Raw genomic sequence first — 20,608 nt, 5'->3', positions numbered from 1 at the left:
GGAAACTGTTGACTGGCAACTGTCTTTAAAAATCGTATCCGGAACCCATTGCGGGTCGTCCAATACAGCAGTAATGTAAGAGTCAACAAGCGGTGCCCAACACCCCGCAATGCCGTTCCCGCCGCTGTTCAGGCTGGGAATACCCGATGCGCGGCGAAGTGGTATTCGACGGAGGTGTCATTGAACCAAAAAGTGAAGGACCTGATCCAGCAGCTTGGCGAAGCCATTCACGAGTCGGTCTCCGAGTCGGAGCACATTGCAGGTGTAGTGCGCGACATCCGGGAGCAGGGCTTTGACGTGCTGCTCATGCTTGAGGCAACCATCGGCCTGAACGAGGTCCAGGAAGAAGAAGCGGCGGGAGCCGTCGAGGCGGAGGACACGATGAACGGACCCTTCACCTCAAACGACGTCAATTTCTTGAAGTCGCTTCGGATCTCGGTAGAAGACTCCGAGAATCAGTAAGCCTCGCTCTCCATCGAGCTTCGCTCCATCAGGATGAAAGATGTAGCGGGGTGACGCTTGCCCGGTCTCTGTCCGACGGCGAACTCTTAAATCTTTGTAAGAGAACAACAAACGGGGATGGCAGATGCCATCCCCGTTTATTATCGCTTCATCCTTGGCGGGATATTCTTGGCCGTCGGGAACGCGAAGACGTAAAGTTGCGTCTTACCCAGAAGTCTGACCTCAGCAAGTAAAGGTGTTCGGGTGCTATGAAAGATACGTTGGGAGTCCTGCTTGCCGGTGGCGCCGGAGAGCGCCTCTTTCCTCTAACTCGTGACCGCGCCAAGCCCGCCGTTCCATTCGGCGGTCAGTACCGCATCATCGATATCACCCTCTCCAACTGCATCAACTCTGACTTGCGAAAGGTCTACATCCTTACGCAATACAAATCGCTCTCACTCAATCGCCATATCCGCGAAGGTTGGGGACCGGTGGTCGCCAATGAACTGGGTGAGTTCATCGAGATTCTGCCGCCGATGCAGCGTGTCAGCGTGAACTGGTACATGGGCACGGCGGATGCCGTCTACCAGAACATCTACTCCATCGGTTCCGAGCAGCCGAAGTACGTCATCATCCTGTCCGGCGATCACATCTACAAGATGAACTATCAGCTCATGCTGGATCAGCACATCCAGTCCGGAGCGCATGTGACGCTGGCAACGCTGCCCATCAAGCCGGAAGAGGTCCCGCGTTTTGGTGTAGTGGATGTTGGCCGCAACGGTGAGATCAACGGCTTCCTCGAAAAGCCGAAGGAGACCAAGCTGCGGTCGCCCTTCAATCCCGAGAAGGTCGATGCCTCCATGGGCATCTACATCTTCAATACGGATGTGCTGTTGCCGGAGCTGATCAAGGACGCGGAAGACCCGAACTCAAAGCACGACTTCGGACACAACATCCTGCCCAACCTGCTTGGCCGCTTCAAAATGATGGCCTACAACTTCGTCGACGAGAACAAGCAGGAGGCGTTGTACTGGCGCGACGTGGGTACGCTCGAGGCCTACTACGAGGCCAATCTCGACCTCGCCTCCGTCTCGCCGATCTTCAATCTCTACGACAAGACATGGCCCATGCGTACGCGGCCCTATCAGTATCCGCCGGCGAAGTTCGTCTTCGGCGAACCCGGACGTACAGGTATGGCCATCAACTCGGTGATCTCCGGCGGCTGCATTATCTCGGGTGCGGTGGTACGCAACTCCGTGCTCTCGCACGATGTACGCGTGAACTCATACGCCGATGTCGACTCGAGCATCATCTTCTCGCACGTCAATATCGGCCGGCACTCGCGGATTCGCCACGCCATCATCGATCGCGACGTTCATATTCCAGATGGAGCAGTGATCGGATACGACCCTGCCGAAGACAAGCGCAACTACTTCGTTACGCCGAGTGGCCTGACAGTGGTGACACGCGACTACTCGGTCTATGAGAACCCAGTAAGCCAGAGCTTTATGCAGTCCGGACAGCCCGGGAAGTAGGCTGTTTATTTTGTAAACCATCGCCCGCCTGCAGGCGGGCCATGTGTTTAAATGCAAAAGGCATCCCGGCCGTAGCCGGGATGCCTTGAAACTATCCGCTACTGGCGATGGCCGAAGCGCCACACCAGACCGCCGGAGATGGAGAAGAACTCGCGGTACTCGGTACCGTAATGCTCCACGATCAGGTCCGGCTGCAGGCGTATCGCCCAGCGGTAGCTGCCGTTGATGTCCAGCGAGCCGCCGAAGGCGCCTACCGGCTTCACGCGATTGGAGTAGAGACCTACAGCAACGGCGTTGGCGGCAGCGTTGTGGCTGGGAGCGTTGACGCCGCCCAGGGTGCCGCCATCAAACTTGCCGGCGCCGACGCCCACCAGGCCGTGGTACTGGATAGCAAAGCGCTGGTTCTTCCATCCCCGGTACTGCACGCCGCCCATACCGATAATCTGGCGGACCACCGGACGGTTGATCTGGAAGGTATTCGGGAAGACCGGAGTGGTGCCGTAGTCGACGCGGAAGTCGACCGCCGGTCCAATGCGGTCGGTCAGCCAGTAAGTCGCCTGGCCTTCGAGGCCGCCCATGTTGTAGCGCTTGGGCAGGTTCTGGCCGGCCTGGCCGTTCATGAAGTTAAGGCCGCCGTATACGTCCCACCGGTTGTCATAGGTGACGGGAATGCGGCGGGCGAACTGAATGTTGCGTTTCGGAGCTGTTCCTGGCTGCGACGGTTGCGTCTGCGAGGGCTGGGCCGGGGCTGCCGATCCACTCGTCTGGCCACTGGTAGAGGCCGGAGTCTGGGCTGCCATAGTGGCGGAGAGCAGGGTGGTGGCAATCAGGGCGGTCATCCCGGCAAGTGCGCGCCGGGTCACTTCGTGTCGCATGGTCCTCCAGACAGCAAAGCTGCAGCTTCCAAGATATAACGGTTGGACGCCGCTGCGTCCGTCCGGCTGCGGTTTATGCGACAATAGAACAAGGATTCCTGGAGACAGTTATGGGCGAGCTATTCACACCTACCCACCTCATCGTCGTCGCGGTCGTCGCGCTTGTTCTTTTTGGCGGCAAGAAGCTGCCGGAATTGGGTAAGGGGCTTGGCGAAGGTCTCCGCGGCTTCAAAGAAGGCATGAAGGGCGTTACCGAAGACACCAAGGACACGCACGCCGTCACACCGAAGCCCGAAGAGACGAAGTAACCCGGCCCGCGCGCAGGCGCGTTGAAGATCAAAACGGGCTTGACGCAGAACTAAGACGAACGAGGGGGAGCGGTTCACGAACCGCTCCCCTGTCGTCTTTTTGCGTCAATTTTTTTGCACCATACCCGTTTTGCGTCAGGTTTTGAGTCAGATCAGCCCGATGGCACGGCCGGCGACACCCACCCCCAGCCACAGGGAAAGCGAGATCACCGCGGTGACGCGGGAGGCCAGGGTCGCGGCGCTGGCCAGGCGAAGAACGACCCGGCGGTAGAGGGTGAAGTAGAAGAGGACGGCCGCGGCGAGCAGGGCCATCTTCCAGCGGAAGGCGGCGTTGTAATAGCACTTCAACGCCTCCTCTGAGACCAGGGCGACACCTGTCAACACCAGGATCGCCAGGCTGCTGAGCAGAACGCGGCTGAGGTCGCGGTTCAGCACGCGTGGCGATTCGCGGCGCAGAATCAGACCCAGCAGGCGGAGATCCAGCACCAGAACGGAGCCGCCGAGTAGTGTAAGCGCCAGCAGGTGCACGGCTTCCACGGCGGCAAAGCCCCAGCGCGAGTTCTGCATGAACTGCCCGAGCGAAGAATGAGCGAGAGCGACAAACCAGGGGCGAAGCGACATCCGTAGCCTTTCAGAAATAGGCGATCGCCCGGCCGGCGACGATGATGCCGCACCAGAGCGTGAGTGAAGCAAGTGCGGCGGCACGCGCACGCCAGGGCGAGAAACGGGCTGTCTCCCACTCCTGTACGCGGCGGTAGACCGTGGTGTGAAAGATCAATGGGTTCAGGCCCACCAGAGCGAGCAGCACGAGCTTGATGCGGAAGGCGGGGTTTGTATAGTTCTTTGCCGCTTCCGCCCAGAAGAGCAGCAAGCCGCTGACGAACATCACACCGAAGCCGGACCACGTGAGTGGAAAGACGGCGCGCGCGATGCGTGTGACCGAGACTTCGCGCAACACGACACCAAGCATGCGCAGATCGAGCACGGCGATGGTGCCGACCAGCAGCGTGATGGCGAGTACGTGGACAGATTCGATGATGGAGAACAGGTTTTCTGACTCGCGGATCTGTGTTCCGATCTGCGAGTCATAGATCACCTGGCAGATGTGCTGCAGCAGAGGCATGGCCATTCGAGTTACTTCGTGGGCTTCACGGTGTTGGGCAAGGCTCCCTGAACAGAGCCGTCATCGCCGGGGCCGCCATCGCCGGGCGTTCCGCCGTAGATGCTGCGGCCGTCGGGAAGTGTGACACGGCGTGCGTCGATGAGGTGCGATCCGTCCTTGGCGCGATAGCCATCGACGACGAGAGTGTCACCCACCTTCAGGTCGCCCTTCTTGAAACCGCGGCGGCTCAGGGCTCCGGGACCCGCACCTTCGCATCCCCAATTGCTCACGACCCCTTTGGCATCGGTGACATCGACGTAGAAGTAGGAGTGTGGATTAGTCCACTCGACACGCGTGAGCTTGCCGACCAGGCGAACGGGCTTGTTGCCGTCGAACTCGGCGGAGAAGGAGTGATGGGCGTAGGCACTGGCGGATGCGAGCGCCAATGCACCAAGAGATGAGAGAAGCAATCTGCTCTTCATGGTGTCTTTCCTGTGTTGTTGGGATGTGACTTAGAGCATTTTCCCTGTTGCTGGGTATCCCGGAAGAGGAGTACAGCGGCGTTTTCATTGCGGAAAACGCCCATAGATGCGGAAGCCCTACTCTACACCTACAGGGAAAATGCTCTAAAACGAAAAACCCGTTTCCGAGAGGAACGGGCTTCTAAACCTTGCGATGTGAGGAGATGCTGAAATCTACGGTGAATTCAGCATATTCCTGCGCGCCGATGCGTGCGTCGCCCGTCCATTTAGCGATGGAGGGAGCAACAACAACCAAGCATGGTGCGGAGCGGATGCATAGTTGCACTCTAAGTTGAGGCTGACGCACTGTCAAGCATTGGGTGCTTGACTCGTGAGAGAAATTGCTCTACGGTTTGCACATGTTCAGCCGCTACCAGCTCGAACAGATGCGTTGTTGTTGCGCCTGTTGCTAAACAGTCTGCGCCCTCGCGTCTGCTGGTTGTGAAACCAGCATCTTGAATCTCTTCAACAAGCAAAGTAAAAGGGTCTGTCCCAGCGCACGGCCATACATGCGTGCCGCTGTGTCTCAGGCCAGCTGGAAAGGTTTGCGATGAAAGCAATGCTGCGTTTCCGTGCATCTGTGTCGCTTGCGGTATGTCTCTCTGTCGCTGGTGGTTTGCCCGCGCAACAAAAGAAGGCGCCGGATGTGACCGGTCGTGAGAACTCACCGTTTTCGCGCAATGAAGCGGATCTGCCGAAAGGCCCGGCGCCGCGGCTGAATGGGCATCCGGATCTTTCGGGCTACTGGATTCCATCGAAGAAAGACAAGCCGACGGGCAATCTGGGCAAGGATTATCCGGGATATAAGCTTCCCTTCACGCCTGCCGGTGAAGCCGCGTTGAAGTACAACCTGGAGCATACGGTCGACCCGGAAGCGGTGTGCATTGTGGGAGGTCTGCCACGCCATAATGCAAGCGGACTTCCCTTCCAGTTGCTTCAGGGTGCGGACCATGCGGTCTTTCTCTACTGGTACACGACCTATCGGCTGGTCCCCTTTGATGGCCGCAAGCATGCGGAAGATCCCGATCCGTCGTTCTTTGGTGAGGAGATTGGCTCATGGGATGGGGATACGTTTGTGATCGACTCTACGGCGTTCAAGGAGCAGCGGACTTGGGCGGATGAGAATGCCAATCCACACAGCGATCAACAGCATGTGGTCGAACGTTGGACGCGGCCCGATATCGGCCACATCCATGTCGACATGACGGTGACAGATCCGAAGTTCTATACGGAGCCGGTTCACTATCAGCGAACGTGGCTGTTGGGTAAGCCGGGCGATGAAGTGAAGGAATACTCTTGCGCGGAAGACAATGTGGACGCGCCGCATCTTGGACCGGGACCTGGGCCGATCGGGCCGGATGGGCAGCGTGGCTATGGCAAGCTCGCTCCGCTTCCGCCTCCGCCTGACAAGGATCATCCGGCGGTGACGTCGATTCCTGACTAGTAATGGAGGAGCGCGATGCGACGTCTATGGATGCTCACACTGATGGCGGCCCCCACGCTGGGGGCTGCTGTAGCAGCTGACAGGCTCGCGGAGCTGCGTGCACGTATGGATACGCTGCAGGATGCGCGTGACGATCTGCGTGATGCGCTGGATGCGAAAGATGGTGCGAAGACAGCAGCGCTGAGTAGTGAAATCGTGAGATTGCTGCAGCAGGATACGGCGCTTTGGAAAGAACCGGGCTTTGACGATGTGTTGAAGATCAACCAGGAGACGATTGAGTTGGCGGAGAAGATCAGTACACAGGCAAAGAGCGGCGAGAGACAGCATGCGTTGGAGAGTTATCTGGCGTTGCAGAAGAGCTGTGCGGCTTGTCATGATCTGCATCCGGAGAAGCGGCTGCATTGAAATTGGTCATTTCGGAGCGTAGCGGAGAAATTTGCTTCTCTGCCGATCGCTTCTGAGCTGATGAAAAGCGGTCGCGCAAAGCGCGATGCCTGACCCTTTCGCTTTCAGCGAAAGAATGGGGCAACGGGTGTAGTGGTTCACCTAATTTGTCGATACAGCTCAGGTTGCGCTCAAAGCTTCGATGAAGCGTTCCTGGTCGACGTTGCCGCCTGTGAGCACGACACCGATACGCTGACCTGACAGAGAATTTTTCTCCTGCAGGATGGCTGCCAGTCCTGCTGCTCCTGCGCCTTCTGCGATGTTGTGGGTGTCCTGGTAGTACGCGCGCATGGCTGCGGCTATCTCTTCTTCGCCGACTTCGACAATGTGATCGACATTCGCGAGGGCGATCTCCAGAGCCTCTGCGTCAGGCACACGGCACGAGAGGCCATCGGCCAGCGGTGAGTTCGCTGACGCAGGAACGACCTTCTTCTCGCGGAAGGAGCGTGCAAATGCCGGGGCCTTCGTGGCAACCACACCGATAATCTTCGTCTTCAATCCGAGGGCGTTGCGAACAGCAATCATGCCGCAGATCGAAGATCCCATTCCGATCGGCAGATAGACCGCCTCGAGTTCGGGTACGGCAGTCAAAAACTCGAGGGCATAAGTGCTGGTTCCGTGCACCAGCAATGGGTGAAACGATGGCACGAAATGAAGGCCCTCGGTTTCGGCCAGGTGCATGGCGTATTCCAGTGATGCCTGGAAGTCATCGCCGTGTTCGATCAACTCGGCGCCCAGGGCTTCCATGGCCCGGTTCTTTTCACGGCTGTTGCCGTGGGGAACGACGATCACCGCCTTCAGCCCGAGGCGGGTCGCCGCGAGTGCTACACCTTGTCCATGATTGCCGCGTGTTGCGGCAATGACTCCTGTCGCGGATGGCTGATTGTTTTTCAGCCAGTCCATATACACAGCTGCGCCGCGAAGTTTGAAGGCGCCTACCGGAGAGTGATTTTCGTGTTTCACCCAGAGTTCAGTGCCGGTGCGTGCATTGAGCAATGGCCAGGTGTACTGCGGTGTGGGCGGCATCACGGAGCGGACGATCTCTGTCGCTTTTTTGATGACTGCAAGATCGGGTAGTTGCATAGGGATTCGATGAAGGGTGATCTTAGTACGTTCCGGGTTTTTGTTGGGGTTGGTATTTTGCCCCAAATGTATCGAGAGGTGCGATCAAGGTTGGGATTATGGAGCGGGCCTTCAGCCCTTTAAGCTTCTATCTGCTACCTAACCTGGGGCGTTGCCCCAGGCTGGTATAGAGCGCGCCTTCAGCGCTTGTCGTGCCGGTATGTGAAGGCCGGGCCCAGGTCCCCTAGGGACCTGGGGCACCCAATGTATGGGTTTGGACGTAAACCTTAGTGAGCTGCCTGTTGCCAGGTGGGTTGGTAGTAGTCGCGGATGTCGATGACTTTGGCGCCGGCGGCGCGACCGGCTGCGAGGCCGGTCTCTGAGTCTTCGAAGACGAGGCAGCGCGTGGGGGCGACGTTGAGGCGGCGTGCGGCTTCGAGGTAGATGTCGGGCTCCGGCTTGCCGTGGAGGACATCTTCCCTGGTAACGATCGCATCGAAATAAGGAAGGAGGTCTACTGCTTCGAGGCTGACCTCAACGTTCACACGATTTCCATTTGAGGCGACGGCCATGGGGAGCTTCCCCTTGTATTCGCGGGCAATCGACGCGATGACTGATACCTCTTCGAGCATATGCAGGCTTTCGCGAAAGAGAGCCTCATGCTTCGCCAGAACTGCCTTGGGATCCTCAATCTGTCCGAGACCGTCATCCTGGAATTTCTGCAGCAGAGCATCTGCTGTAAGTGAGTGATTCTGGTGAAACCATTCGGCGGGAAATTTGAGGCCGATGCGTTCAAAACCAACCTGAAGTGCATGCAGGTGAGCCGGAATGGTATCGACCAGGGTTCCATCGCAGTCGAAGATCAATGCATCGGCTTGCTGTGCGGCTTCAGAGAGTGTGTTCAAAGAGCGCATGAAGACAAGTATAGGAGTGTCTCTGGTTCCGCCGGAGAACCGAGTTCAAAGGAGGAACTTCCTTCTCTGGGTCTCCCGGTGAGAGGCGGGCGGTGCTATCCTTGAGCCGCATCAGAGAACGGATTTTTCTGATGGGAAAAGCAATGCGTATAGGCATCGTAACTGCGGGTGGTGATTGTCCGGGCCTGAATGCGGTGATTCGGGCCGCGGTGAGGAAGGGCGTTCTGCACTATGGGAACGAGTTTGTCGGCTTCACCGAAGGCTGGCGTGGACTGATCGAAGATCTTTCGATGCCGCTGAATCTCCAAACAACCGACGAGATCCTTTCACGTGGGGGAACCATTCTTCGTTCTTCGCGTCTTGATATCCGCCAGGTGCATGGTGGGTATGTGAAATGCATGCAGACGATGGCCCGTCATGGTGTTGAAGCCCTGATCGCGATCGGCGGTAACGGAACACAGGCCGCCAGCCTGGCGCTGAGCGAGGTCGGCGTGAACGTTGTCGGTGTGCCGAAGACGATCGACAACGATCTCAGTGGCACGGATATGTGTTTCGGATTCGATACCGCGGTGAATGTCGCTACGGAGGCGATTGACCGTTTGCATACCACGGCGGAGGCGCACAATCGCGTGATCGTGTGCGAGGTGATGGGGCGGCATACGGGCTGGATCGCCGCCTGTGCCGGGCTTGCCGGTGGTGCTCATGTGATCGTGATTCCTGAAAGACCGATCGACCTGGATGACATCTGCGCGCAGGTGCAGTACGAGTGGCAGGAAGGACGGCAGTACGCCATTATCGTTGCGGCCGAGGGCGCGCACCTGCCGAACACGGAGTGGACCTCTCCCACCAGAAAGCTTGGCGGTATCGGTATTGCGCTGGCTAAGGTGATTGAAGAACGGACCGGATATGAGACACGCAGCATCAGCCTTGGCCATGTTCAGCGCGGCGGTACACCGACAGCGTATGACCGCCAGCTCGCCACGCGTTATGGCGTCGCGGCTGTCGATGTCGTGAATGAGCGCCGGTATGGCAGGATGGTGGCGCTGAAGAACTCTGTAATTGTCGATATCCCTCTGGAAGAAGCAGTGGCCCCGCCACGCGGAGTCGATGCCCAGTTGATGGGAGTGATCACAGCGCTGCGGCCGGCGGCACTCAAATTCACCAGCCTCAGCACAGAGTCCAGCGGCTGACGCACAAAACGAATCGATCGCCAATGAAGCCGAAGGCAACGTGTGATGCCATGTCAGGTCACGTGTAGGAGAAGCTCTATCTCTATGCGTGGGGCGAAGGGGAGAGGGAATGCTGAATCAGGAACGCAGGCTTCGCATGCGCCGGGCCATGGAAGCGAAGCAGTTGGATGCACTGATTCTCCGCCTACCGGAGAACGTGTTGTTGTTGAGCGGTCACTGGCCGATGATTGGTGCCGCTTACCTGGTTTTTCCCCGCGAAGGAACATCGGTCTGCATTGTGCCGGAGTGTTATCAGGCGGAGGTGTGCAGTTCGCTGGTCGACTGCGAAGCGATCTACTATGCGCTGGGTGGAGCGATGGATCCTCCGACAGCGGTGGCCGTGAAAGACCTGCTTGCGCAACAGGTGAAGCCAGGCTGGCGCACTATTGGGTACGAGGGAGATTTCGAGATGGTTGCTCCCTCATGGAATGCAGCCGAGAGCCTGGTGCCCACAGCTTCCTATCACCGACTGCTCAGGGAGGCGTGTGAGGGAAAGACGCTGGTCGACGTGACACGGCTGATGCTGGAAGAGCGGGTGCTGAAGACGCCCTATGAGATTACGCGGCTGGCGATAGCAAGTGAGGTCTCGTGCTTCGGTCTGGAGGCGTTTGAACAGGCTGTGGGGATCGGCATCTCCGGAGTGCAGCTTGCTGCCCAGGTAGAACAGGCGGTCATGGTGCGTGGTACCGGTTATCGCGAAAGTGTGCGGGTGAGGGCCTTTGCGCAGGTAACTACCGGGCATGCCGAAACAGCGTGTGCGCATCGGCCGAATGTGATCTCGACCATGAGGCCGATGGGCGAGGGAGATATTGCGGTGCTGGAGCTCGGAGTTGTGGCCGATGGCTACTGGGCAGACCGGACCCGCGTTCGCCTTGCGGGGCATGCGCGTGACGAACAGATCAGGATCTTTGAGACGGTGCGCAAGGCGCAGGAGGCGGCTGTTGCCTCCATCCATCCTGGTGTGCGCGCCAGGGACGTCGATGCCGCAGCCAGAGCTGTGATTGAAGATGCTGGGTATGGCGCCAGCTTTCCGCACGTAACCGGGCACGGACTCGGTTTCGGATACCACGAACCGGCGCCGATCCTTGGCCCCCGCTCCGAGGATGTGCTGGAAGAGGGGATGTTTACGTCCGTCGAGCCGGGCATTTATACAGCCGTATATGGCGGCGTACGAATTGAGGATGACGTCGTTGTGACCAAAGACGGAGTGCTGGTTCTTGGACCTTATAAGAAGGTTTTGTCGTAGTTCGTGACATAGATCGTGAAGAGTTTTTGCTATCCGAAGCGTTGAAAAAGCAGGTCCTTCGCTGCGCTCAGGATGACAAAAGTGCTAAGGACTTCAGACCCATCACGCTGGAGCTGTTCTCGTTGAGAGAGTCTGCTCCTGTTTTGCTTAAGGGCACGGCTTCAGCCGTGCCGTATAAAGTGGCAAGAAATGCGGCTTTAGCCACTGAGGTCATGGCTTGGTACCTCAGCGGCTAAAGCCGCATTTCTTCTGGACTCAGTAGGGGACGGCTGAAGCCGTCCCCTTAAGCAAGGCATTCGCGCCGCAGGCGCGAACTAGCTAGAGCCATTCTCCATCAGCTTTAGACCTCCCTCATGGCTCTATAGCTGATGGAGAATGGCATCTAGACGATATGGCGTTACTCCACGACCGCGTGCTCTGCGGGGATGGGTGCTTCTGTGCGATGTGGCTCTGCCTTGAGTGGGAGGATGAGCAGGCCGGCAAGGGTAAGAGCGATCGACATCAGCAGGTAGCCCGCCTTGGAGTTGCCGGTATATCCCTGCAGCCAGCCAACGAAGTAGCTGCCGGCGAAAGAGCCCAGAGCTCCAAGGCTGTTGACTAGCGCCGTGACCTCGCCGGAGACATTGCTTGGCAGCATTTCGGGAATGATGGCGAAGAACGGACCATAGGGAGCATACATGGCTCCTCCGGCAAGGATGAGGAAGGCGAAGGAGATCCAGAAGCTCTGGCCGGCGGTGAGGTATGAGCCGAAGAAGGCTGCGCCGGCGAGGATGAGGAAGGGCCATACAAAGCGTGTGCGCTTTGCGGTGCGGTCAGAGAAGTAGCTGACCAGCAGCATAAGGATGATGGCGCAGGCATATGGGATGGCGCTCAGCAGGCCGGTCATGCCGATTCCCTGCGAAGAGCCGCCTTTGATCATGACCGGAAGCCAGAGAACGAAGCCATAGACACCAACGCTCCAGAGGAAGTACTGCAGGCAGAGCAGAATGACGTTGGGATTGGTATAGGCGCTGGACAGGTTTGCGACTTTGGGAAGAGAGGCTTGTTCTCTCTCCAGGACCTCGCTGAGTTTCGTGGTGCTCTCTTTGGAGACCCATGAGGTCTTTTCGGGGCTATCGCGGATGACGAGGAACCAGATGATCCCCCACAGCACGGAAGGAAGGCCTTCGATCACGAAGGTCATCTGCCAGCCGAAGGCCTTGATGATGTAGCCGGTCACGGCGGACATCCAGAGGACGGTGACGGGGTTGCCGAGGATCAGCAGGGTGTTGGTCCGGGATCGCTCCGATTTGGTGAACCACTTGGTCAGGAGGATCAGCATGCCCGGCAGAATGAAGCTCTCGGCTGCTCCCAATAGAAAGCGGTCGATAGCCAGGACCCAGTATTGGGTGATGACGCCGGTCAGCGAGGCGAGGATTCCCCAGCTCGCCAGGGCGAGGCCGATGAGCAGGCGAGCGGAGCGCTTGCGGGCGTAGGCTGCGCCGGGAATCTGAAAGACAAAGTAACCGAGGAAGAAGAGTGACCCCAGCAGGGCGGACTGGGCGGAGGTGATCTTCAGGGAGTCTGCCAGGCCCGCGGCGGCGCCGAACCCATAGTTCGCCCGGTCGACGTAGGCCAGGCTATAGGTGACGAAGACGACCGGCATGATGTACAGCCAGCGCTTCTTCAAATCCGGGTAACCGGAAAACTGGTCCGCTGTGGAGCGGGACCCGGAATCAGAGGGTTCAAAGGCCATACGGAGTCCTGTAAGATGATGCGCGCAGTTCGAGGGAACAGATGTTTTTACTATTGTCGGATGGAGGAGAGACTAACACCACGGGCGAATGTCCTGCTTTTTCCTCTGGCAAGTGACCGGAATTGAACGGGAAGTCGAATTCACGGTGTGTTAACCGCTATCCCTACCCTCCGAGAAGTGGTTTGTAGAGCGTCTCCACAGATTCTTGATGTGCGAAGCAGCGTCTGTTTCGCACGGCAGGGAGTAGCGGGGTTCCTATGGTAGAGAAGCAGATTTCTCCGCTTGCGCTACGAAATGACAAAAGTTGGCCGGCGAGGTTGTACTTCGGCACACATGCAATTTGGCTCGGCGGTTAAACCGCTCTCTTTGTCGCTTGGGTACGGGACGGCTGAAAGCCGTCCCCTTAACGAGACATTCGTACCGCAATGCGAACGATTGCGCTTTGCGCAACAGGTTTCCGTCTTCCAAAATACTGCGGTATTGGGAGAGGTGAAATCTGGCGGATGAAATCATTCTCCGCAAGTTGTGATCCGGTACAAGGTGCGCAATTTTTCTTGTGGGACCTGAAACTCCTGCACGCGGTCGCTGCATCCTAGGGGGCCATGAAAGCGACGGCTATGGTCTGCCACCGCCTGGAAGGCGTCCGCGTCACAGTTGTCAGTAGCGATCTGCCCTCGAACTGCTGGCAATGTGAATTTGAGACTCCGGAGGATGCCTGTGTGGCCCTTGAGGAGGTTGGCATTCTTCCGATTGGAGAAGCGTCATTCGCCGTCGGAAATAACTTCGATAATGGGGTTCTTCTTGCGCAGGGTGAGTTGCAGCATGAGGATACGCTGCTGGCTGCTGGGTTCTGGTCGGAAGAGTTCTCGGTGGTGAATTAGGGTGTATTCCGGTACGCGTAGGAATCTGAGGTCTTCCCGCCCATCCTAGCGTTGCGAGCATTCAGCCCAACGAACAAAGTTCGTTGGGGACCCCGAGGATGGTGCACCTAGTTTGAAAGATCCATCAAAGCGGATTTCTCCGCTGACGCTTCGTCCCCAGCCAGAGAAGCTGGCTGGGGACCCCGATCGCTCCGAAATGACAAAGAAAAAGGCGTGCTCTGTACAGCCTGAGAAATGTCTCAGGTTTCTGGCTTCTTGAAATTTGTGGGGGAAACTGGCGGAGAGAGGGGGATTCGAACCCCCGATAGAGCTTTTGGCCCTATAACGGTTTAGCAAACCGCCGCCTTCAGCCACTCGGCCATCTCTCCAGCGCGCGATGTAGATCAGTATACCGGAAGGCCGCAAATTCCCGTACATTCAAAGCCATCGCTGCAATGCAAAAATCTGTCCGCAAGCTTCGTCTGCTGCCGCTGCTGGCAGGCGCGTATTACATGGTCTCCGGCGGTCCGTATGGCCTGGAGGACATTATCGGCATGGCTGGTTACGGCCGCGCCCTATTGTTATTGATGCTTTTGCCCTTTGTCTGGAGCCTGCCCACGGCGCTGATGATCGGCGAGTTGGCCTCGGCCATTCCGCTTGAGGGCGGGTTTTATGCCTGGGTACGGCGAGCCCTGGGGCCCTTCTGGGGATTCCAGGAGGCATGGCTTTCGCTGGCCGCGTCGGTCTTCGATATGGCCATCTATCCCACGATCTTCACGGAGTATCTGGGCCGGGTGGCTCCGTTCATGACCGCGGGGCATCGCGGAACCATGTTGCAGTTGCTGGTGATTCTGCTGGCGGTTCTGTGGAATCTGCGAGGTGCGGCTGCGGTGGGCGAGGGCTCGGTCTGGATGATGATCGTTTCGCTCTCGCCATTTGCGATTCTGGTGCTCATCGCGCTGGGCTACGCGGTGCGCCATCCGGCAGTGCATGCCTATGCGGGTTTGCCGGTGCAGCACACGATTGCTGGCGCGTTATTGGTGGCCATGTGGAACTACATGGGATGGGATAACGCCACGACCATTGCGGCTGAGGTGGAAGAGCCGCAGCGCAACTATCCGCGCGCGATGATCCGGGCAGCCGTGATGGTGATGTTTGTCTACTGTCTGCCGCTGTTGGCGGTGTGGCTGGGAGGGCTGTCGCCGGACCGCTTCACCACCGGCGCCTGGGTGGATGCGGCGAAGGTCTTCGGAGGTCCGCTGCTGGCGGTTTCGATCGTTTTCGTTGGATCCATCGATGGCCTGGGGACCTTTACGGCGCTGACCATGTCGTATACGCGGCTTCCCTTCGCGATGGCGATGGATGGTCTGCTGCCGAAGGTGTTTACCCGCGTGAATCGTGCGGGTGTGCCGTGGGTTTGCATCGTAGCTTGTGCAACTGCGTGGGCCCTGGCGCTGGGGCTGACCTTTGAGCGGTTGATCTCCATCGATCTTGTGCTCTATGGAGCGTCGCTGTTGCTGGAGTATGTGGCACTGGTGGTGTTGCGGCTGCGCGAGCCGGAGATGAGGCGGCCCTTCCGCATTCCGGGTGGATTGGGGATGGCGATCGCTGTTGGTATCGGGCCGGCGGTGCTGATCTTTTTTGCGCTGTGGGCATCGCGCGAGGAGCGTGCGTATGGCATGTCGGCGATGCTGTTTTCTCTGTTGATCGCGGCAGTGGGACCGGTGTTGTATCTGTTCTGCCGGAACTGCTCGCCGGTCGCCACCCGGGATGGAGTTGCCGCGGATGAGTCTTAGCAGTAGACCGCCACGTCCTATGACAAGCAGCAGCGAATGTTGTTAATGTTGCTGACTGCCACACATCTTCTCTGCAATTCAACTAAGGAGTGCCAGTCATGTGCGATGAACATATTCATCAGGGGCTGATTCACGATCCCACGCTTACCCGCCGGGCCTTTGGCCTGGGTGCTGCCGCAACCGTTGTGCTTACCTCCGCGGCTGCCGGGGCGCAGTCGAAGGTTGTTGAAAAAGATGTGAATGTGCCGATGGCTTCGGGCGTCGCCGATTCGGCGTTGTTCTATCCCGAAGGCAAAGGTCCGTGGCCGGCGGTGCTGGTCTGGACCGATATCCTTGGCCTTCGTCCGGTCTTCCGCGATATGGGCCGTCGTCTGGCCGCCGAGGGCTATGTGGTGCTGGTGCCTAATCCGTTCTATCGCAACGCGAAGGCGCCGGTGGTTGATGGATCGTTCGATTTCAGCAAGCCCGAAGATCGGGCCAAGGTGATGCCGCTGGCGGCGGCTCTGACGGCGGATGCCAACATCAGCGACGCCAAGGCCTACATGTCGTTTCTGGATGCGCAGCCGCAGACCGATAAGAAGAAAAAGATGGGCGTGCAGGGATATTGCATGGGTGGTCCGCTGACCTATCGCACGGCGGCCACGGTGCCTGATCGGGTAGGGGCGGCTGCGACCTTCCATGGCGGTGGTCTGGTGACCGATAAGCCCGATAGCCCCCATCTGATGATTCCGAAGATGAAGGCTGAGGTGTACTCGGCTGTGGCGGATAACGACGATCAGCGTGATCCGGCGGCAAAGGACAAGCTGAAGGAAGCTTTTGCCGCGGCTAAGTTGCCGGCGAAGGTGGAGGTGTATCCGGGTTGTGCGCATGGATGGACGGTGAAGGGCAGCCAGGTTTACAACGAGCCGGGGGCGGAGAAGGCTTGGGCGGAGTTGCTGGCGCTGTATAAGCGGCGGTTGGCGTAGTTCGTTTCGAGTGATAGCGATATGGGTAGAGAAGCGGATCCTTCGCCTGCGGCTCAGGATGACAAACAAAAAACGGTTCGCGCGGAGCGCGAATGCCCACATCTCGGCATAGCCGAGATATGGGGCACCCGGCACCCGGCATTTGTTACAAAAATGACAAGGCCGTCCGTTAGGACGGCCTTTGTTCTTGCGGATGCCGTGTGCGGTTTACTTCTTGCCTGACTTGAAGGCTTCGGCGGCTTCCAGGATCTTCTTCTTGGCGTCGGCGGCGCCCTTCCATCCCTTGATCTCGACGCGCTTGCCTTCCAGATCCTTATAGATGGAGAAGAAGTGGGTGATCTCCTTCAGGATGTGGGGGTAGATCTGGGAGAAGTCGGAGACGTCGGTGTAGCGCGGATTTCCCTCGCCCACGGCCAGGATCTTTTCGTCGCCTTCTCCGCCGTCAATCATCTCGAGTACGCCGATTGGGCGAGCATCCATGACGCAGCCGGGGAAGCTGGGAGTATCGACCAGCACCAGGATGTCCAGCGGATCGCCATCGTCGCCCAGCGTGCTGGGGATGAATCCATAGTCACCCGGATAGTGCACGGGCGAGTATAGATTGCGGTCCAGGCGAAAGACGCCCAGTTTCTTGTCGTACTCGTACTTCTTGATTCCTTCGAGGGGAATCTCAATGACAGCCGTCACGCTCTCAGGCGACTTGTCGCCGATGGGCAAGCCAAGATAATCAACCATTGCGGAGTTATTAATCCTCGGGATGGGAATGGGTACTGCGGAACCTTATCACAGTCATGCCAGTCACTGCCTTCAGGCGGCCGGCCCCTGCCTCTATAATCAAGCAGATGAAGGCGCATGTCTACGTTACGCTGAAAACCACCGTCCTGGATGCCCAGGGCCAGACCATTGCAAACGCCTTGCGCCGTCTTTCCATGAGCGGCGTAACGGCCGTCCGGCAGGGCAAATATTTCGTTCTGACGCTCGATCCCAGCCTGGATAAGGCGGCTGCCGAGGTCCAGGTGGATAAGATCGCCCGCGAAGTGTTGACCAATCCGGTGATCGAAGAATACAGCTTCCGCATAGAGGAGTAACCGGGCGCGCCAACGTGGCATAATCCCATTGGCACGCCTCCCGGCCATGAAAAACTTTCGTATTTTCCTCGGCTCTATTGCCGGCTCGTTGTTCGCGCTGGCCGGATATCTCGTCTGGTTCTTCTCCATCACCAAGCATGATCCGTGGCTGCCGGCGTCGACCGGCTACATGGTGGAGACTGCACTGGCGGGGATCCTGGTTGCTCTGGTGGGCGGCGTGTTAGCGACATTGATTGCGGCCAATACCTCGGCGGGATCGAATGCGGCAGCGATCATCTTCATTCTTTCGGCCTGGAATATCTGGCAGACCTGGCGCCAGTTTTCTACTTTCTGGGCGCCGATTATCGCCATCCTGGTGATGACGCCGGCGGCGTACATTGGTGGACATCTGCCCCGGAAACATCACGTATAGAGCATTTGGCAAACGGCTGACGGTCCTGCGCGCGCAAGCATTATGCTGAGAACGTTATGGACCGCCGCCGATTCCTTCGCACCTCTGCAGCCACGCTTGCCGCCACTTCGTTATCACACCGTATCTTTGCCCAGGCCGGAGAGGCGGCTGTCGCCGTCAGCATTGATGCGCAGCACCCTACCCACACGATTCCGCTGAATTTCATTGGGCTGTCATACGAGCGCCAGCAGCTGAGCAAGCCGGAGGTCTTTACCGCAGCGAACAAGAATCTGATTGCGGAGTTCAAGGCGCTGTCGCCGCGCGGCGTTCTGCGTCTGGGCGGCAACACCGGCGAGTTCTCGTGGTGGCAGGCAAAACCGGGAACGAAGCCACCGGAGCGTCCGCATACGGAGACCGTGGTTGGCGAACCGAATGCCAATCTCAGCTACATCATCTCGCCGGAGCGTGTTCGGAATCTTGCTGCGTTTCTGAAGGCCACGGGATGGACCTGCATCTATGGGCTGAACCTGGGAACGGCGCGGCCTGAGGACAATGCCGACGAGGCTGCCTTCGTGATCAAAACGCTGGGAGACCGGCTGGAATATCTGCAGGTCGGTAATGAGGTCGATATCTTCGGACGTCATCTGCGCGACTCGAAGACATGGGGTGTGGAGGCCTATCTGAAGGATTGGCTGACGCATGCCAACGCGATTCGTGCCAAGGCGCCGAGTGCGAAGTTCGGCATTCCGGATGTGGCCAGTGATGTGACCTGGCTGCCGAAGATCGCAGCACTGTGGCCTGCGGTCGAGAACAAGCCGCAGCTTGTGTCGCTGTCGCATCACTATTACTTCACGGGTCCTCCGTCGAATCCGAAGGCGACGATCCAGAATTTGCTGACGACGGATCCGGCTGCGATCTCGAAGGCGAAGCTGGCCCGCGAGGCGGGCGAGGCGTTGAAGCTTCCCTATCGCATGACTGAGGGCAACACGTGCTATCGCGGCGGCAAGCCAGGTTTCTCGGATGTCTTTGCGGCTTCTCTGTGGGCGGCGGATTATCTGCTGATGCTGGCGAGCTATGGCTACTCGGGTGTGAATCTGCATGGCGGTGGAGGCAAGGAGGTGGCCGATTCGCTCGGTGGTACGCTGCCCGGCGAAGAGCTGATGCCTGATCGCACTGTGCCGCATCCGCGGCCGTTTTATACGCTCATCAATGAAGAACCGAATGGCCGCTACACGGCGGAGCCGGTGAACTTCGGCATGCGCTTTGCCGGTCTGTTGGCGGGCGCTACGCTGTTGCCGGTAAAGGCGGAGACCGGCAGTGTGAACGTCAGCATCTATGCGGCGAAGCTGCCGAGTGGCAAGCTTGCGGTGGCAGTAATCAACAAGGATGCGAAGCATTCGATTACGGTGAATGTGACGGCAAAGGGGATTGCGGATATCCGCACGCTGACGGCTCCATCGCTTGAGGCGCATGAGGCGAAGCTGGGCAGCGAGATGCACACGATGATGATCCGCGAGACGCCTGGGCCGATTCCGGTGAGTGTGCCGGCGGCTTCGGCGAAGCTGGTTACGTTTGTTTAGGGCAAGTCGATGCGGCCTATTCTTCGAACTAGCGTTAGGGGATGGGCATCGCTCTATCAGGAGTGGTTTACTCCACTAAGGGATACTGCCGGAGAGTATGCGGCGAGGTACCTCAGCGGCTGAAGCCGCTTTCCTCCTGGGAGACGTACGGGACGGCTGAAAGCCGTCCCCTTAAGCAAGGCATTCGCGCGGAGCGCGAAACCAGGATGAGCTTTTTGTTTTGGTTAAGAGCATGGCTTCAGCCATGCCGTATCGAAGCCTCACAACGATGCCGGCTTCAGCCGCGGAGGTACGTTTTCGCGAGGGCTGACTTCCGGTTCTTCTTTCCGCAATTGATCGACGTCTCTCCTCTACACTGACATCATGAGTTCCAAGCCTCGTCTCTTTCTCGTCCGCCACGGTGAAACCGAGTGGTCGCTCTCAGGTCAGCACACCGGCGTTACGGATATTCCCCTTACGGAAAATGGACGGGAGAAGGCCCGTACAGTCGGGGCGCTGTTGAATCAGAGGCCTTTTGCGCTGGTGCAGACCAGTCCTATGCAACGCGCACGCGAGACCTGCACGCTGCTAGGGTATGGGCCACATGCGGTGGTGAATCCTGATCTATCGGAGTGGAACTACGGCATCTTCGAGGGGCTGACGACACAGCAGATCCGCGAGCAGCGGAACGATCCGCACTGGAATATCTTCGACTCCGAGATTCCCAACGGCGAGACGATCGAAGAAGTCGCCGTTCGTGCGCAGAGAGTGATCGATACGGCGCTTGCCGAAGCACCCGAGGGAGACACGTTGCTGGTGGCTCATGGTCACATCCTGCGCATCCTGGCTGCTACGTGGCTGGGGCTGGAGCCGCGTGGCGCGCGTTTGCTTTCTCTGGTGCCGGCATCGCTGTCGATTCTTGGATACGAGCATGATCAGCGTGTGCTGCAGACGTGGAACCGCACGCCGGGCGACAAGATCTAGTCTGTGAATTTCGTTATAAACAACGAGAGCCTCGGGCGGATTGAAGGATAGAAAAGCAGGTCCTTCGCGATGCTCAGGATGACCACATTTTTCCGATGGACTTAGATAA

Annotated in this window: 22 protein-coding genes and 1 tRNA gene; 14 read left to right on the top strand and 9 right to left on the bottom strand. The window is 58.4% G+C overall.

All coding sequences use genetic code 11. The annotated features are described in order from the left end of the window. Window positions 1-174: 174 nt before the first annotated feature. Entirely contained in the window at window positions 175-462 is a 288-nt protein-coding gene (locus OHL21_RS10855) for a hypothetical protein (protein WP_317889970.1), read from the top strand. Between the two features lie 248 nt (window positions 463-710). Continuing rightward, window positions 711-1,976 carry a glucose-1-phosphate adenylyltransferase gene (glgC, locus tag OHL21_RS10850; protein ID WP_263417290.1) on the top strand — a complete coding sequence of 422 codons (1,266 nt, stop codon included), beginning with the start codon at window positions 711-713 and terminating at the stop codon, window positions 1,974-1,976. Between the two features lie 98 nt (window positions 1,977-2,074). On the opposite strand, the gene OHL21_RS10845 is transcribed toward glgC, so the two are convergent. Continuing rightward, window positions 2,075-2,851 carry a hypothetical protein gene (locus OHL21_RS10845; protein WP_263417289.1) on the bottom strand — a complete coding sequence of 259 codons (777 nt, stop codon included), beginning with the start codon at window positions 2,849-2,851 and terminating at the stop codon, window positions 2,075-2,077. Between the two features lie 110 nt (window positions 2,852-2,961). Between OHL21_RS10845 and tatA the strand changes: the two genes are divergently transcribed. Continuing rightward, on the top strand, window positions 2,962-3,159 hold the full coding sequence (gene tatA, locus OHL21_RS10840; protein ID WP_263417288.1) for a twin-arginine translocase TatA/TatE family subunit: 198 nt from the start codon (window positions 2,962-2,964) through the stop codon (window positions 3,157-3,159). 147 nt (window positions 3,160-3,306) lie between these two features. On the opposite strand, the gene OHL21_RS10835 is transcribed toward tatA, so the two are convergent. The 3 genes from OHL21_RS10835 to OHL21_RS10825 are packed head-to-tail and all read right to left on the bottom strand — an operon-like array spanning window position 3,307 to window position 4,743. Continuing rightward, window positions 3,307-3,780, bottom strand: coding sequence for a DUF6644 family protein (locus tag OHL21_RS10835; RefSeq protein WP_263417287.1), 474 nt, complete (start codon window positions 3,778-3,780; stop codon window positions 3,307-3,309). A gap of 10 nt (window positions 3,781-3,790) precedes the next feature. Continuing rightward, window positions 3,791-4,288: a DUF6644 family protein gene (locus OHL21_RS10830; protein ID WP_263417286.1), complete on the bottom strand. Its 498-nt coding sequence runs from the start codon at window positions 4,286-4,288 to the stop codon at window positions 3,791-3,793. Between the two features lie 5 nt (window positions 4,289-4,293). After that, complete coding sequence (locus tag OHL21_RS10825; protein ID WP_263417285.1) at window positions 4,294-4,743, bottom strand: DUF6152 family protein; 450 nt, start codon at window positions 4,741-4,743, stop codon at window positions 4,294-4,296. 589 nt (window positions 4,744-5,332) lie between these two features. Between OHL21_RS10825 and OHL21_RS10820 the strand changes: the two genes are divergently transcribed. Then, a complete protein-coding gene (locus OHL21_RS10820; protein WP_263417284.1) occupies window positions 5,333-6,226 on the top strand; it encodes a hypothetical protein in 894 nt (297 codons plus the stop codon). A 15-nt stretch (window positions 6,227-6,241) separates the two neighbouring features. After that, a complete protein-coding gene (locus OHL21_RS10815) occupies window positions 6,242-6,631 on the top strand; it encodes a hypothetical protein (protein WP_263417283.1) in 390 nt (129 codons plus the stop codon). 159 nt (window positions 6,632-6,790) lie between these two features. On the opposite strand, the gene OHL21_RS10810 is transcribed toward OHL21_RS10815, so the two are convergent. Together OHL21_RS10810 and OHL21_RS10805 are read right to left on the bottom strand one after the other, a co-directional pair. Beyond that, window positions 6,791-7,753, bottom strand: coding sequence for a threonine dehydratase (locus OHL21_RS10810; RefSeq protein WP_263417282.1), 963 nt, complete (start codon window positions 7,751-7,753; stop codon window positions 6,791-6,793). Window positions 7,754-8,019: 266 nt separating this feature from the next. Further along, window positions 8,020-8,637 (bottom strand): HAD family hydrolase, encoded by a 618-nt coding sequence (locus OHL21_RS10805; RefSeq protein ID WP_263417281.1) that lies wholly within the window; start codon window positions 8,635-8,637, stop codon window positions 8,020-8,022. Window positions 8,638-8,789: 152 nt separating this feature from the next. Here OHL21_RS10805 and OHL21_RS10800 point away from each other — a divergent pair, with 152 nt between their 5' ends. Both OHL21_RS10800 and OHL21_RS10795 read left to right on the top strand, forming a co-directional pair. After that, on the top strand, window positions 8,790-9,836 hold the full coding sequence (locus OHL21_RS10800) for a 6-phosphofructokinase (RefSeq protein WP_263417280.1): 1,047 nt from the start codon (window positions 8,790-8,792) through the stop codon (window positions 9,834-9,836). A gap of 109 nt (window positions 9,837-9,945) precedes the next feature. Then, window positions 9,946-11,121 carry a M24 family metallopeptidase gene (locus OHL21_RS10795; RefSeq protein WP_263417279.1) on the top strand — a complete coding sequence of 392 codons (1,176 nt, stop codon included), beginning with the start codon at window positions 9,946-9,948 and terminating at the stop codon, window positions 11,119-11,121. A 397-nt stretch (window positions 11,122-11,518) separates the two neighbouring features. Here the strand turns inward: OHL21_RS10795 and OHL21_RS10790 are convergent, their stop codons facing one another. Further along, on the bottom strand, window positions 11,519-12,856 hold the full coding sequence (locus OHL21_RS10790) for an MFS transporter (RefSeq protein ID WP_263417278.1): 1,338 nt from the start codon (window positions 12,854-12,856) through the stop codon (window positions 11,519-11,521). 602 nt (window positions 12,857-13,458) lie between these two features. Between OHL21_RS10790 and OHL21_RS10785 the strand changes: the two genes are divergently transcribed. Beyond that, window positions 13,459-13,737, top strand: coding sequence for a hypothetical protein (locus OHL21_RS10785; RefSeq protein WP_263417277.1), 279 nt, complete (start codon window positions 13,459-13,461; stop codon window positions 13,735-13,737). A 275-nt stretch (window positions 13,738-14,012) separates the two neighbouring features. On the opposite strand, the gene OHL21_RS10780 is transcribed toward OHL21_RS10785, so the two are convergent. Further along, a tRNA-Ser gene (locus OHL21_RS10780) sits at window positions 14,013-14,105 on the bottom strand. 66 nt (window positions 14,106-14,171) lie between these two features. Between OHL21_RS10780 and OHL21_RS10775 the strand changes: the two genes are divergently transcribed. After that, complete coding sequence (locus OHL21_RS10775; protein WP_263417276.1) at window positions 14,172-15,512, top strand: APC family permease; 1,341 nt, start codon at window positions 14,172-14,174, stop codon at window positions 15,510-15,512. Between the two features lie 98 nt (window positions 15,513-15,610). Beyond that, window positions 15,611-16,477, top strand: coding sequence for a dienelactone hydrolase family protein (locus tag OHL21_RS10770; RefSeq protein ID WP_263417275.1), 867 nt, complete (start codon window positions 15,611-15,613; stop codon window positions 16,475-16,477). A 207-nt stretch (window positions 16,478-16,684) separates the two neighbouring features. Here OHL21_RS10770 and OHL21_RS10765 read toward each other — a convergent pair whose 3' ends face one another. Beyond that, on the bottom strand, window positions 16,685-17,212 hold the full coding sequence (locus OHL21_RS10765) for an inorganic diphosphatase (RefSeq protein WP_263417274.1): 528 nt from the start codon (window positions 17,210-17,212) through the stop codon (window positions 16,685-16,687). A gap of 56 nt (window positions 17,213-17,268) precedes the next feature. Between OHL21_RS10765 and purS the strand changes: the two genes are divergently transcribed. The 4 genes from purS to OHL21_RS10745 all read left to right on the top strand — a co-directional run bounded on the left by purS (window position 17,269) and on the right by OHL21_RS10745 (window position 20,499). After that, window positions 17,269-17,565, top strand: a complete 297-nt coding sequence (gene purS / locus OHL21_RS10760; protein WP_317889969.1) for a phosphoribosylformylglycinamidine synthase subunit PurS — start codon at window positions 17,269-17,271, stop codon at window positions 17,563-17,565. Window positions 17,566-17,611: 46 nt separating this feature from the next. Beyond that, entirely contained in the window at window positions 17,612-17,977 is a 366-nt protein-coding gene (locus OHL21_RS10755) for a hypothetical protein (protein WP_263417273.1), read from the top strand. A 56-nt stretch (window positions 17,978-18,033) separates the two neighbouring features. After that, window positions 18,034-19,536 (top strand): hypothetical protein, encoded by a 1,503-nt coding sequence (locus OHL21_RS10750; protein WP_263417272.1) that lies wholly within the window; start codon window positions 18,034-18,036, stop codon window positions 19,534-19,536. Window positions 19,537-19,899: 363 nt separating this feature from the next. Next, window positions 19,900-20,499: a histidine phosphatase family protein gene (locus tag OHL21_RS10745; RefSeq protein ID WP_263417271.1), complete on the top strand. Its 600-nt coding sequence runs from the start codon at window positions 19,900-19,902 to the stop codon at window positions 20,497-20,499. The last annotated feature ends 109 nt before the right edge of the window (window positions 20,500-20,608 follow it).

The sequence above is a fragment of the Terriglobus albidus genome, assembly GCF_025685425.1.
Lineage (GTDB): Bacteria > Acidobacteriota > Terriglobia > Terriglobales > Acidobacteriaceae > Terriglobus > Terriglobus albidus.
The sequence above is the reverse complement of the archived record's forward strand: the minus strand, read 5'-3'. Positions and strand labels throughout refer to the sequence as shown.

Bases quoted from the DNA above. Each gene is read 5' to 3' on its own strand.
- glgC (WP_263417290.1), top strand. From the start codon at position 711: ATGAAAGATACGTTGGGAGTCCTGCTTGCCGGTGGCGCCGGAGAGCGC.
- OHL21_RS10845 (WP_263417289.1), bottom strand. From the start codon at position 2,851: ATGCGACACGAAGTGACCCGGCGCGCACTTGCCGGGATGACCGCCCTG.
- tatA (WP_263417288.1), top strand. From the start codon at position 2,962: ATGGGCGAGCTATTCACACCTACCCACCTCATCGTCGTCGCGGTCGTC.
- OHL21_RS10835 (WP_263417287.1), bottom strand. From the start codon at position 3,780: ATGTCGCTTCGCCCCTGGTTTGTCGCTCTCGCTCATTCTTCGCTCGGG.
- OHL21_RS10830 (WP_263417286.1), bottom strand. From the start codon at position 4,288: ATGGCCATGCCTCTGCTGCAGCACATCTGCCAGGTGATCTATGACTCG.
- OHL21_RS10825 (WP_263417285.1), bottom strand. From the start codon at position 4,743: ATGAAGAGCAGATTGCTTCTCTCATCTCTTGGTGCATTGGCGCTCGCA.
- OHL21_RS10820 (WP_263417284.1), top strand. From the start codon at position 5,333: ATGAAAGCAATGCTGCGTTTCCGTGCATCTGTGTCGCTTGCGGTATGT.
- OHL21_RS10815 (WP_263417283.1), top strand. From the start codon at position 6,242: ATGCGACGTCTATGGATGCTCACACTGATGGCGGCCCCCACGCTGGGG.
- OHL21_RS10810 (WP_263417282.1), bottom strand. From the start codon at position 7,753: ATGCAACTACCCGATCTTGCAGTCATCAAAAAAGCGACAGAGATCGTC.
- OHL21_RS10800 (WP_263417280.1), top strand. From the start codon at position 8,790: ATGCGTATAGGCATCGTAACTGCGGGTGGTGATTGTCCGGGCCTGAAT.
- OHL21_RS10795 (WP_263417279.1), top strand. From the start codon at position 9,946: ATGCTGAATCAGGAACGCAGGCTTCGCATGCGCCGGGCCATGGAAGCG.
- OHL21_RS10790 (WP_263417278.1), bottom strand. From the start codon at position 12,856: ATGGCCTTTGAACCCTCTGATTCCGGGTCCCGCTCCACAGCGGACCAG.
- OHL21_RS10785 (WP_263417277.1), top strand. From the start codon at position 13,459: ATGAAAGCGACGGCTATGGTCTGCCACCGCCTGGAAGGCGTCCGCGTC.
- OHL21_RS10775 (WP_263417276.1), top strand. From the start codon at position 14,172: ATGCAAAAATCTGTCCGCAAGCTTCGTCTGCTGCCGCTGCTGGCAGGC.
- OHL21_RS10770 (WP_263417275.1), top strand. From the start codon at position 15,611: ATGTGCGATGAACATATTCATCAGGGGCTGATTCACGATCCCACGCTT.
- OHL21_RS10765 (WP_263417274.1), bottom strand. From the start codon at position 17,212: ATGGTTGATTATCTTGGCTTGCCCATCGGCGACAAGTCGCCTGAGAGC.
- purS (WP_317889969.1), top strand. From the start codon at position 17,269: ATGCCAGTCACTGCCTTCAGGCGGCCGGCCCCTGCCTCTATAATCAAG.
- OHL21_RS10755 (WP_263417273.1), top strand. From the start codon at position 17,612: ATGAAAAACTTTCGTATTTTCCTCGGCTCTATTGCCGGCTCGTTGTTC.
- OHL21_RS10750 (WP_263417272.1), top strand. From the start codon at position 18,034: ATGGACCGCCGCCGATTCCTTCGCACCTCTGCAGCCACGCTTGCCGCC.
- OHL21_RS10745 (WP_263417271.1), top strand. From the start codon at position 19,900: ATGAGTTCCAAGCCTCGTCTCTTTCTCGTCCGCCACGGTGAAACCGAG.